Here is an 11,568-nt window from a genome sequence, read left to right as displayed (position 1 = left end):
ATGCGTGGCCTCGACAGGCATGACGACGTGCTTGCCGTCGGAAACGGCGTTGAGGCCGAGGCACACGGCGTCGTCGTCGTTGGCGATCACGGCGTCCGGGAAGAGCCTGCGCAGGACCTGCTGCGAGCCGGGAGAGAACGCCTCCGGGTAGTAGGCCACCAGCGGAGTGGAGGACTGGTCGTCGAGCATGAACAGCGCCACGTCGAGGTGGTAGAAGCGCGGGTCGACCAGTTGCAGGGAGACGACGGGGACGCCCAGGACCTCTTGGGCCTCGGAGTGCGCGAGAGGGTCGGTGCGGAAGCCCGTGCCTGCCAGGAGCAGGGAGCCGGTCCAGGTGAAGTCGCCCTCGGCCTCGTTCACGGCGGTGGGCATGACGACCGACTTGTAGCCGGCGCCCAGGAACCAGCGGCGGAAGTGGTCGGCTTCCGCTGAGCGTTGGGGGGCCCGGAAGCGGGAGCCCAGGACTCTGCCGTCGATCACGGTGCCGCTGTTGGCCGAGAACACCATGTCGGGCAGGCCGGGGATCGGGTCGATGACGTGGACCTCGTGGCCCAGGCGCTCGTAGGTCTCCTTCAGGGCCGTCCACTGCTCCACTGCCAGCGAGGTGCTGGTGGGGCGGGTCGGATCCATCCACGGGTTGATCGCGTACTCCACCGTGAAGTACGTCGGCGGGCACATGAGGTACCGACGGGTGGTCGGCATGCGCGTCGGCGCCAGGGGCGTGGCGATGTCCAGCGTGATCGGCTCGCCCGGCCCGGAGATGGATAGCGTCATGGATCGAAATGTAAAGGCGAGCTGGACCATCGAACAACGCCGCGACATTGCGTCATCTGGGGCAGAATGTTGCGTGTGGACAGCATCGACCATCGAATCATTTCGTGTCTCATGGCCAACGCTCGCTCCAGCTACGCGGAGATCGGCAAAGAGGTGGGGCTGAGCGCGCCCGCGGTGAAGCGGCGGGTGGACAAGCTCCTGGACAACGGCGTGCTCAGGGGGTTCACGGCGGTCGTGGACCCCGAGGCGCTGGGGTGGGGCACCGAGGCGTTCGTCGAGGTGCACTGCAAGGGCAACGTCGCGCCGCACGACATCCAGCACCGGCTGGAGCCGATGGCCGAGGTCAGCGCCGCCTACACGGTGTCGGGGGCCGCGGACGCGATCGTGCACCTCCGTGCCGCCGACATCCACCACCTGGAGACGGCTCTGGAACGGCTGCGGGCCGTCGAGATCATCGACCGGACCGTGTCGACGGTCGTGCTGTCCCGGCTCCTGGACCGGCCGATCGCACCCTAGGGTTCCGGTCATGGCTGAGGTTCTGCTGGAGCTCCACGACTCCGTCGCGGTGATCACGATCAACGATCCGGACCGGCGCAACGCGCTCACGATCGACCTGTCCGAGGAGCTCGCCGACAAGGTGGCCCAGGCCGAACGGGACGCCAACGCGCTGATCGTCACGGGAGCGCCGCCCGCGTTCTGCGCGGGCGCGGACCTCACGCAGCTGGGCAACTCCAAGGACGAGGGGCTCAAGAAGATCTACCGGGGTTTCCTCGCAGTGGCGAACGCCACCATTCCCACGATCGCCGCCGTCAACGGCGCGGCGGTCGGGGCCGGGCTCAACCTCGCGCTGGCGGCCGACGTGCGGATCGCGGGGCCGAAAGCGCGGTTCGACGCGCGCTTCCTGCAGCTCGGGATCCACCCCGGCGGGGGCATGACGTGGATGTTGCAAAGGATCACCGGGCCGCAGGTCGCCACCGCCATGACGCTCTTCGGCCAGATCCTCGACGCCGACCGGGCGGTCGCCTGCGGACTCGCCTACGCCAAGGCCGAGGACCCACTCGCTGTAGCCAAGGAGCTGGCAAAACACTCCGCTGAGGCCCCAGGGGAACTCGTGCGGACGATCAAGGCGACCATGCGCGCGACCGATGCGATGCATGATCACGCGGAGGCCGTCGAGACGGAGCTGCGGCCACAGGTCGCTTCGATCGACACTCCAGAGTTCGCTGCGAGGCTTGCCGCGATGAAGGCTCGGATCAGCGGACGTTGAGTGTTACCTTGGGTAACAGGTAATGAGGGTGACGTCTGCCGTGTCCGGTATCCGCTGGTGGTGCTGTGCTTGCCCTCCGGCGGGGATCTGGTGCGGCAGATGGGACGGTTCGTCTCGCCCAGTGGTACACGGCCCGTCTCGCAGGCGGTCATGGCGACTACCCTCGCGGTGGGGCACAGCCACCCTTGGAGAGAGGTATCGGCGTAGGAATGAGCACTGAGACCCGCAAGCTGGATCGCGTTGTGATCCGCTTCGCCGGCGACTCCGGTGACGGCATGCAGCTCACCGGAGACCGGTTCACGTCGGAAGCGGCGGCGTTCGGCAACGACCTCGCCACGCAGCCCAACTTCCCCGCCGAGATCCGCGCGCCACAGGGCACCCTGCCCGGCGTGTCGTCGTTCCAGCTGCACTTCGCCGACTACGACATCCTGACGCCCGGCGACCGCCCGGACGTGCTCGTGGCGATGAACCCCGCCGCGCTCAAGGCGAACGTCGTCGACCTGCCGGACGGCGGCATCCTCATCGTCAACACCGACGAGTTCTCGAAGCGGAACCTGACGAAGGTCGGCTACGACTCGAACCCGCTCGAGGACGACTCGCTCGAACGGTTCCAGGTGCACAAGGTCGCCATGGCGACGCTGACCATCGGCGCGCTGGAGGAGACCGGGCTCGGCAAGAAGGACGCCGAGCGCGCGAAGAACATGTTCGCGCTCGGCCTGCTGTCGTGGATGTACCACCGGCCGACCGAGGGCACGGAGCGGTTCCTGCGCGAGAAGTTCGCGAAGAAGCCCGACATCGCCGAGGCCAACGTGCTCGCGTTCCGCGCGGGCTGGAACTACGGCGAGACGACCGAGGCCTTCGCCGTCACCTACGAGGTGGCGCCCGCGAAGCTCAACGTCGGCACGTACCGCCAGATCACCGGCAACACGGCCACGGCGTACGGCATCGTCGCGGCGGCGCAGCGCTCCAAGCTGCCCGTCGTGCTCGGCACGTACCCGATCACGCCGGCGTCGGACATCCTGCACGAGCTCAGCAAGCACAAGAACTTCGACATCACCACGGTGCAGGCCGAGGACGAGATCGCGGGCATCGGCATCGCCCTCGGCGCGTCCTACGGCGGCGCGCTCGGCGTCACGTCGACGTCGGGTCCCGGCATCGCCCTGAAGTCCGAGACCATCGGCCTCGCGGTGATGACCGAGCTGCCGCTGCTGGTGATCGACGTGCAGCGCGGTGGCCCGTCCACCGGTCTGCCGACGAAGACCGAGCAGGCGGACCTGCTGCAGGCGATGTTCGGCCGCAACGGCGAGTCGCCGGTGCCGATCGTCGCGCCGCAGTCGCCGTCCGACTGCTTCGACGCCGTGCTCGACGCGTGCAGGATCGCGCTGAAGTACCGCACGCCGGTGCTGTTCCTGTCCGACGGCGCGATCGCGAACGGCTCCGAGCCGTGGCTGATCCCGGACGTCGACACGCTGCCGGACCTGGGCGTCGAGTTCGCGACGGACCCGGAGACGTTCCAGCCCTACGCGCGCGACCCCGAGACGCTGGCCCGTCCGTGGGCCGTACCGGGCACGCCCGGTCTGCAGCACCGCATCGGCGGTCTGGAGAAGCAGGACGTCACGGGCAACATCTCGTACGACCCGGAGAACCACGACAAGATGGTTCGCCTGCGCCAGGCCAAGATCGACGGCATCGAGGTGCCGGACGTCGAGGTCGAGGACCCGGACGGCAACGCCAAGGTCCTCGTCTTGGGCTGGGGCTCGTCGTACGGTCCGATCGGTGCGGCGGCGCGCCGGGTCCGCAAGCTGGGCCTGCCGGTCGCGCACGCGCACCTGCGGCACCTCAACCCGTTCCCGAAGAACCTGGGCGAGGTGCTCGGCCGGTACGAGAAGGTGGTCGTTCCGGAAATGAACCTGGGCCAGCTGGCGTTGCTGTTGAGGGCGAAGTACCTGGTGGACGCCATGTCGTACACCAAGGTGCAGGGCCTTCCCTTCAAGGCGGAGGAGCTGCAGGACGTGCTCGCTGACGTGATCAAGGGGGTGTCGGCGTGACCGCGATCGATATCGGACTCCCCGGCCTGACCGGGGTTCCCACCACCGACGAGAAGCAGACGGCCAGGGACTACAAGTCCGACCAGGAAGTCCGCTGGTGCCCCGGCTGTGGCGACTACATCGTGCTCAACACCATGCAGTCGTTCCTGCCGTCGCTGGGTCTGAAGCGCGAGAACATCGTGTTCGTCTCGGGCATCGGGTGCTCGTCCCGCTTCCCGTACTACATGAACACCTACGGCATGCACTCCATCCACGGCCGTGCGCCGGCCATCGCCACGGGTCTCGCCGTGGCCAGGCCGGACCTGAGCGTGTGGGTGGTGACGGGTGACGGTGACGCGCTGTCCATCGGCGGCAACCACCTGATCCACACGTTGCGCCGCAACGTGAACCTCAAGATCCTGCTGTTCAACAACAGGATCTACGGCCTGACCAAGGGCCAGTACTCGCCGACCTCCGAGTCGGGCAAGGTCACCAAGTCGACCCCGCTCGGGTCGCTCGACCACCCGTTCAACCCGGTGTCGCTGGCGCTGGGCGCGGAGGCCTCCTTCGTGGGCAGGGCGCTCGACTCGGACAAGGCCGGTCTCACCTCGGTGCTGCGCCAGGCGGCGGAACACCGGGGCTCGGCGCTCGTGGAGATCTACCAGAACTGCCCGATCTTCAACGACGGCGCGTTCGACGTGCTGAAGGACGCGGACGAGGCGCAGCGGCGGATCATCAACGTCGTCGACGGCGAGCCGATCCGGTTCGGTCGCGAGGGCGAGTACTGCGTGGTCCGCGAGGGCTTCGGCCTCGCGGTCGCGAAGTCGGCGGACGTCGACGCCTCGGACATCGTGGTGCACGACGCGTCGGACCTGAACCTGTCGTTCGCGCTCTCGCGGCTGTCGGCGCAGGACCTCACCCACACCGTCACGGGTGTGTTCCGGCGTGCGGACAGGCCCACGTACGACGACAGCGCGCGGGCCCAGGTCGACGAGGCCAAGGCCTCGAAGGCCGCGGACCTCGGCAAGCTGTTGCACGGCAAGGACACCTGGACCGTGGTCGGCTGACCCCGGACGGACGAGAAGGCCCCCACCGCGTGCGGTGGGGGCCTTCTTCGCGTCGTGCGGGCGTCACGGCGCCGGGCGGAACCCCGCCTTCTCCGCGTCGGCCTCGGTGCGGAACCACACGTCGGCGCGGGTGTCCCCGAAGTTCGAGGAGCCCTCGGTGTAGTAGCGGCGGCCGGTCAGCGTCGCCTTCACCGCGAAGTCCGGGGCCGGTGCGTGGCCGTCCGACTTGGGCAGCACCGAGCCAGGACCGAACGGCGAGCGCGGGTTGAAGCCCTCCGGCTGCTGGAAGCGCGCCGACGAGCCCGGTGCGCCGCCGTTCGGGCGGCCGCCGGTGGACGGCGAGAAGCCGACCGGGCGGGGACGGGCCGGCAGTGCGGCGGCGGGAGCGGGCTGCGCCTCGGGCTTCGGGGACTCGAAGGCCTGGAACGCCGGGAAGCTCTGCTGCCGTTGCGGCGTGGTGCGACGGGCCTCGCGAATGGGCAGGCCCGCCTCGGTCACGCGTTGCGGCAGGTCGGTCTCGACGACCGGTTCGGGCTCCGGCTCTGGCGGGGCGGCGAGCAGGGGCTCGCCGCTCGGCACGAACTTGGGCACGAACGGCTGGTCGTTGTTCGTCTCCGGCAGCGTGCGGGTCTGGCCCAGGGCCGGCAGGGGCTCGTCGGCGTCCAGCAGCGGTTCGAAGAGCGAGCGCGAGCGTTCGACCTTCGGTGCGGGGGCCGGGGGCGGGGTCTCCGTGCCGTGCGAGAACGCGGCGCCCACGGCACGCGGCGTGCGTTCCTGGGTCTCCTCGACGTCGACGCGCGGCTCGAACGCCGAGAACGGCGCGGGTGGCGGGGCACCGGGGGCCGTGAACGGCTGGGAGTAGGCGTGGCGGGGTTCCCAGACCTCGGGCTCGGCGAACTCCTCGCGCACCGGCTCGGGCTCACGCCGGGGAAGCTCGGGCTGGCGTCGGGGGAGTTCGGACTCGCGGTAGACGGGCTCCGGCTCACGGTGGACGGGCTCGGGCTCATGAGCGGGTTCGGGCTCGCGGTGGACGGGCTCGGCCTCGCGGTAGGCAGGTTCCGGCTCGCGGCGGACCGGCTCCGGCTCGCGGTAGACGGGCTCGGGCTCACGGTGTACAGGTTCCGGCTCGCGGTGGACGGGCTCGGACTCGCCGTAAGCGGGCTCCGGCTCGCGGTAGGCGTGCGAGGGCTCCTCGTCGGCGGACTCATGCTCCCCGTGCGCGGGCTCGGACTCCGGCTCGGTGAAGGACCGCTCCTCCGCCAGCGTCGACTCGAAGACGCCGTTGCGCACGTGCGGGGCGTCCAGGTCGACCGGCTCGATGAGGCCGGTCTGCTCGGCGGGGGTCTCCGGCTCGGTGAACCCGTCCAGCTGACCGGAGATCTCGTCGCGCATGCCGGCGTACTCACCGGTGGCGTCGTTGCCCGGCCAGCTGCTCTCCTCGACGGCGATGTACGTCGTCTGCTCGGAGCGCGTGCCCGCGGGCACGTCCTCCTGCTCGCCGGCCTCGTCGAGGAACGCCTCCTGCTCGTCCTCCGCCCAGACCTCGCGCGGCTGGTAGATGAAGTCGTCGGGCTGCTCGTGGACCTCGGGCGGCGCGGTCGGCTCGGGGTGCGGGTCGCCCGGCTCCGCGACCGGCTCGACGGTCGGGACGTACGACGTCTGCTCGGCGGGGAGCTCGCGGTCGTCGTCGAAGTCGGCGGCCTCGAGACCGGAGTTCGACAGGACCGTCGTCCTCTCCGCCGGCGTCTCGGCGGGGACCTCGTTCTCGGGCGCGAGGCGCTCGAACAGCGAACGCGGGCGGTCGTCCTCGGCGTCGGACAGGGCCTTCTGCTCGGCGAGCTGCTCCTCGAAGCGCCGCTGCGACTCCTCCGGCTCCAGGTACTGCCGAACCGGAGCGGACTGCTCCTCGTACTCCTGCACGGGAGCGGGTTCGGGTTCGGGCTCCTCCACGACGGGAGGTGGCGGCGCTGGAACCGGCACCGGAACGGGTGCGGGCGCCTTCACCGGCTCGCCGAAGTAGGCCGGCGGCTCCGCGTACGGCGCGGGCGTCGCAGGCAGGGCGGGAACCGGCGCCGGTGGCGTCAGCACCTCGTCGGTCAGGGACCGCGGCGGCGTGTCGTCCCACTCGTCGACCTCGAAGTCGTCGAGGCGACGACTCTGCGAGGCGATCGGCGGAGCCGACTTGCGCGCGTCCAGAAGTTGATCTTCGAGGTCGGCTACCTGCTTGCGCGCGGGGCGCACCATCACCAACCAGGTGAGGACCACCCCCGCGACGAAGGCCAGCAGGCTCCACAGCCAGACCTGCCCGAAGATGTTCACGGGTAAGCCCCTTCTACGACCACACTCCGACCCCACTCACTCGGAAGGGTGAGCACGGCCAAACTACAGTGCCTTTGATGATGCTGCGTCACTACGCCGTTCAGCGCAAACAGTCGGCCGAAAGCCCAGCGTAGAGTGGGATTTTGTGCCCCCTCTGACAACCTCGGCCATCACTTCGCCAGAAGTTCACACCCAGGGGCGAGGGGTCACCTACGGCACACTCGCCTACATCCTCTGGGGACTGTTCCCCGCGTACTGGCCACTCCTCGTACCCGCCCAGCCGATCGAGGTGCTGGCGCACCGGATCGTCTGGTCGTTCGTCACTCTCGCCATCGCCGTCGCTCTCCTCCGGCGCTGGCGTCCTCTTCTCGAGCTGTCGGGAAGAGGCTGGCTCATCGTCACCGCCGCCGCCGTGCTGATCACGGTGAACTGGGGCACGTACATCTACGCGGTCAACAGCAACCACGTCGTCGAATCCGCACTGGGGTACTTCATCACGCCGTTGGTCAGCGTGGCACTAGGCATGATCTTCCTCAAGGAACGATTGCGTCTCGCTCAGGTCGTCGCGATCGGCGTGGTCGTCGTCGCTGTGATCGTGCTCACCATCGACTACGGCAGGCTTCCCGCGATCACGCTGGTCCTGGCCTGCTCGTTCGGCGTCTACGGCCTTCTCAAGAAGAAAGTCCCGCTCGACGCCGTCTCCAGCCTCACCGCGGAGAGCATCGTGGTCGCGCCGATCGCGCTCGTCTACCTGCTCACGCTCGGCAGCGCGAACACGTTCACGACCGCGGGCACCGGCCACACGCTGATGATCCTGAGTACCGGCATCGTCACGGTGATCCCGCTGCTGCTCTTCGGCGCCGGCGCGCGGCTGATCCCGCTGATCACCATGGGGATGCTGCAGTACCTCGCGCCGATCCTGCAGTTCGCGTGGGGCGTGTTCGTGGTGCACGAGCCCATGCCGGCCAGCAGGTGGGCCGGGTTCGCCCTGGTCTGGCTGGCACTGGCGGTCTTCACGTTCGACGCGCTGAGGAACCGGCGCAGGCAGGCGCCCGCGCCGGTCAGCGGTTAGCGGGACCGTTCGACGCAGTAGGTCGCGAGCTCTTCGAGAGCGTCCCGCGCGGCGCACGGCGGCAGCTTGCCCAGCTCCGTGCGGGCCCGGTCCGCGTACTCGTCGAGGGTCTCGCGGGCCTTGTCCATGCCGGAGGACTTGCGCAGCAGCACCAGCGCCTCCTCGACCAGCGCGTCGTCGCTGATCGGTCCGGCCAGCAGCTCGGCGAGCCGCGTCTCGGACGGGTCCGCGAGCGCGTAGAGCATCGGCAGCGTCTTCACGCCCTCGCGGAGATCGGTGCCGGGGGTCTTGCCCGACTCCACCGACGGCGACGCGATGTCGATCACGTCGTCGGAGATCTGGAACGCCGCGCCGATCACCTCGGCGTAGCGGCGCAGCGCGTCGGTCTGCTCCTCGGTGGCGTCGGAGAACATGCCGCCGAACCTCGCCGCGGTGGCGATCAGGACGCCGGTCTTCTCCTCGATCACCTTGAGGTAGTGGGAGATCGGGTCCTCGCCCGGCTTCGGGCCGACCGTCTCGCGCATCTGACCCGTCACCAGCAGGGAGAAGGTCTCGGCGATGATCCGCGCCGCGTCGGTCCCCAGGTCGGCGGTCAGCCGTGACGCGTGGGCGAACAGGAAGTCGCCCGTCAGGATCGCGATGCTGTTGTCCCACCGGGCGTTCGCGGACTCCGCGCCGCGCCGCATGGTCGCCTCGTCCATGACGTCGTCGTGGTAGAGCGTCGCGAGGTGGGTGAGCTCGACCACAGTGGCCGCCGTGATGACCTTGTCCCGGTCCCAGCCGGCGCCGAACTGCGATGCGAGCAGTGTGAAGAGGGGGCGGATGCGCTTCCCGCCCGCCTCCACAAGGTGAAGAGAGGTTTCGGTGACCGGGTGGAACTCGCTCTGCACGACGTCGTGCAGGTTGCGCTCCACCTCGGCAAGGCCGTCCTGGACTACCTCGGTGAGCACGGGGTCCACCAACGCGAACCCCGGTCCCACATGCTCGCTACTGGTCACACCAGCAGACTACGTACACCTAGCTGAGGAAGGTGCCGGTACCCGCCCAATCGAGCACCAGCGTGGGCCACAAGCCCAGCACCAGGGTCACGACGGCACCGAGCGTGATCGCGATCGTGGTGAACGCGCCGGGCACCGTGACGGTCGGGCCGTCCGTCGCCGGTTCGCTGAAGTACATCAGCACGATCACCCGCAGGTAGAAGAACGCCGCGACGGCCGAGGCCACCAGCGCGATCACCACGAGCGGCGTCAGACCGGCCTCGATCGCCGCGCTGAACACGACGAACTTGCCGATGAAGCCCGACGTCAGCGGAATGCCCGCCAGTGCCAGCAACAGGAACGTGAAGGTGCCCGCCACGATCGGCGACCGCTTCGCGAGACCCGCCCACTGCGACAGGTGCGTCGCCTCGCCGTCCGAGTTGCGGACCAGCGACACGATGCCGAACGCGGCGATCGTGGTGAAGCCGTACGCCAGCAGGTAGAACATGGTCGCGCTCACGCCCGCGCCGTCCGGCACCAGCGCGATCGAACCGATGAGCAGGAAGCCCGCGTGCGCCACCGACGAGTACGCGATCATGCGCTTCACGTCGGTCTGCGTGAGACCGAGGATCGCGCCGATCACCATCGAGACGACGGCCACGCCGTAGAGCACGCCGCGCCACTCCCACTGGGTGTTCTCGAACGCCACCGTGAGCACGCGCAGGATGCCGCCGAACGCGGCGACCTTGGTGCACGCGGCCATGAACGCCGTCACCGGCGTCGGCGCGCCCTGGTACACGTCCGGGGTCCAGGCGTGGAACGGGCCGACGGCAGCCTTGAACAGCAGACCCACCACCAGCAGGCCGAAGCCCGCGAACAGCAGCGTGTCCGAACGGTCCGTACCGCCTGCCGCGGCCGCGATGGCCGAGAGCTTCACCGAGCCCGCGTAGCCGTACAGCAGAGCCACGCCGTACAGGAAGAACGCGGAGGCGAACGCGCCGAGCAGGAAGTACTTCACGGCCGCTTCCTGCGAAAGCAGGCGACGGCGGCGAGCCAGGCCGCACAGCAGGTACAGCGGCAGCGACAGGACTTCCAGCGCGATGAACATGGTCAGCAGGTCGTTCGACGCTACGAACGTCATCATGCCGCCGAGCGCGAACAACGTGAGCGGGAAGATCTCGGTCTGCATGCCGGTCTTCGTCGCCTGTGCGCGGTCCTGGATGGTGCCGGGACGGATCGCGGCCTGGGCCACGAACGCACCACCGGGCTCCACCGAGCGGTCCGCCATCAGCAGGATGCTGCCGAACGCCAGCACCAGCAACGTGCCCCACAGGAACAGCGACGGCGAGTCGACCGCGATCGCGCCCGCCAGCGTCGCCACGCCCTGTGCGGGACGCTCCGAGGAGTTCGCGTAGATGATCAGCGCGCCGGTCGCGCCGACCAGCGTGAGGAGCGACAGCAGGAGCTGCACGGCCCACCGCTGGTGCTTGGGCAGCAACGCTTCCAGCAGGACGCTGACGCACGCCGCACCGAGCACGATGAGCAGCGGCGCGATGGCGCCATAGTGGATCTCCGGCGCCTCGATCTGCTGCGCCTGAGCGACGAGAAGGTTCACGTCACTTGCCTTCCTGCACGGAGACCGGATCGGTCACGCCGACCTCGGTCAGCGTCGCCCCGACAGTCGGGGTGATGACGTCGAGCACCGGCTGCGGGTAGAACCCGAGGGCCAGCACGATGACAACGAGCGGTGCGAGCACCGCGATCTCGCGCTTGGTCAGGTCGCCGATCGTGGTCTTCTTCTCCGGGTCGCCGACGGCGCCCGGACCAGCGGCGGCACCCAGGAGTGCGTCGCCGCGCAGCGGGCCGGTCATGACCCGCTGGTAGAGCCACAGCACGTAGAGCGCCGCGAGCACCATGCCGACCGTCGAGAGGATCGTGGCGACCGGCTGCGTCGGGAACGAGCCGATCAGGACCAGGAACTCCGAGACGACCGAGTTCGTGCCCGGCAGCGACAGCGTGGTCAGGCCGGAGAGCAGCAGCATGCCCGCGAGCAGCGGCGCCACCT

9 protein-coding genes and 1 pseudogene are annotated in these 11,568 nt (G+C 69.3%); 5 read left to right on the top strand and 5 right to left on the bottom strand.

The features are described 5' to 3' along the window. Positions 1-702, bottom strand: a 702-nt coding sequence (ddaH, locus tag VM306_RS38725; protein ID WP_349255708.1) for a dimethylargininase, incomplete at its 3' end; no start/stop codon positions are given. A 138-nt stretch (positions 703-840) separates the two neighbouring features. Between ddaH and VM306_RS38720 the strand changes: the two genes are divergently transcribed. The 4 genes from VM306_RS38720 to VM306_RS38705 all read left to right on the top strand — a co-directional run bounded on the left by VM306_RS38720 (position 841) and on the right by VM306_RS38705 (position 5,135). After that, a complete protein-coding gene (locus VM306_RS38720) occupies positions 841-1,290 on the top strand; it encodes an Lrp/AsnC family transcriptional regulator (protein ID WP_414672503.1) in 450 nt (149 codons plus the stop codon). A gap of 10 nt (positions 1,291-1,300) precedes the next feature. Beyond that, the gene (locus VM306_RS38715; protein ID WP_325524043.1) at positions 1,301-2,041 is read left to right on the top strand and encodes an enoyl-CoA hydratase; all 741 of its coding nucleotides are present in this window, start codon (positions 1,301-1,303) and stop codon (positions 2,039-2,041) included. Positions 2,042-2,250: 209 nt separating this feature from the next. Beyond that, positions 2,251-4,089: a 2-oxoacid:acceptor oxidoreductase subunit alpha gene (locus VM306_RS38710; RefSeq protein WP_325524041.1), complete on the top strand. Its 1,839-nt coding sequence runs from the start codon at positions 2,251-2,253 to the stop codon at positions 4,087-4,089. After that, a complete protein-coding gene (locus VM306_RS38705; RefSeq protein WP_325524039.1) occupies positions 4,086-5,135 on the top strand; it encodes a 2-oxoacid:ferredoxin oxidoreductase subunit beta in 1,050 nt (349 codons plus the stop codon). The genes VM306_RS38710 and VM306_RS38705 overlap by 4 nt, the downstream gene beginning before the upstream one ends. 63 nt (positions 5,136-5,198) lie before the next feature. Here the strand turns inward: VM306_RS38705 and VM306_RS38700 are convergent, their stop codons facing one another. Then, positions 5,199-7,454, bottom strand: a complete 2,256-nt coding sequence (locus VM306_RS38700) for a LapA family protein (protein ID WP_325524037.1) — start codon at positions 7,452-7,454, stop codon at positions 5,199-5,201. A 145-nt stretch (positions 7,455-7,599) separates the two neighbouring features. Here VM306_RS38700 and rarD point away from each other — a divergent pair, with 145 nt between their 5' ends. Then, on the top strand, positions 7,600-8,526 hold the full coding sequence (rarD, locus tag VM306_RS38695; RefSeq protein ID WP_325524035.1) for an EamA family transporter RarD: 927 nt from the start codon (positions 7,600-7,602) through the stop codon (positions 8,524-8,526). Here the strand turns inward: rarD and VM306_RS38690 are convergent. From VM306_RS38690 to VM306_RS38680, 3 genes and pseudogenes are all read right to left on the bottom strand, one after another. Continuing rightward, positions 8,523-9,506 (bottom strand): polyprenyl synthetase family protein, encoded by a 984-nt coding sequence (locus VM306_RS38690; RefSeq protein WP_325524047.1) that lies wholly within the window; start codon positions 9,504-9,506, stop codon positions 8,523-8,525. The two genes, rarD and VM306_RS38690, sit on opposite strands and share 4 nt — an antisense overlap. Positions 9,507-9,543: 37 nt before the next feature. Further along, positions 9,544-11,118 (bottom strand): NADH-quinone oxidoreductase subunit NuoN, encoded by a 1,575-nt coding sequence (nuoN, locus tag VM306_RS38685; RefSeq protein WP_325524033.1) that lies wholly within the window; start codon positions 11,116-11,118, stop codon positions 9,544-9,546. Position 11,119: 1 nt separating this feature from the next. Further along, positions 11,120-11,568: pseudogene (locus tag VM306_RS38680) on the bottom strand (NADH-quinone oxidoreductase subunit M); the annotation flags it as partial.

It is taken from the genome of Lentzea sp., assembly GCF_035525475.1.
GTDB lineage: Bacteria > Actinomycetota > Actinomycetes > Mycobacteriales > Pseudonocardiaceae > Lentzea.
The sequence above is the reverse complement of the archived record's forward strand: the minus strand, read 5'-3'. Positions and strand labels throughout refer to the sequence as shown.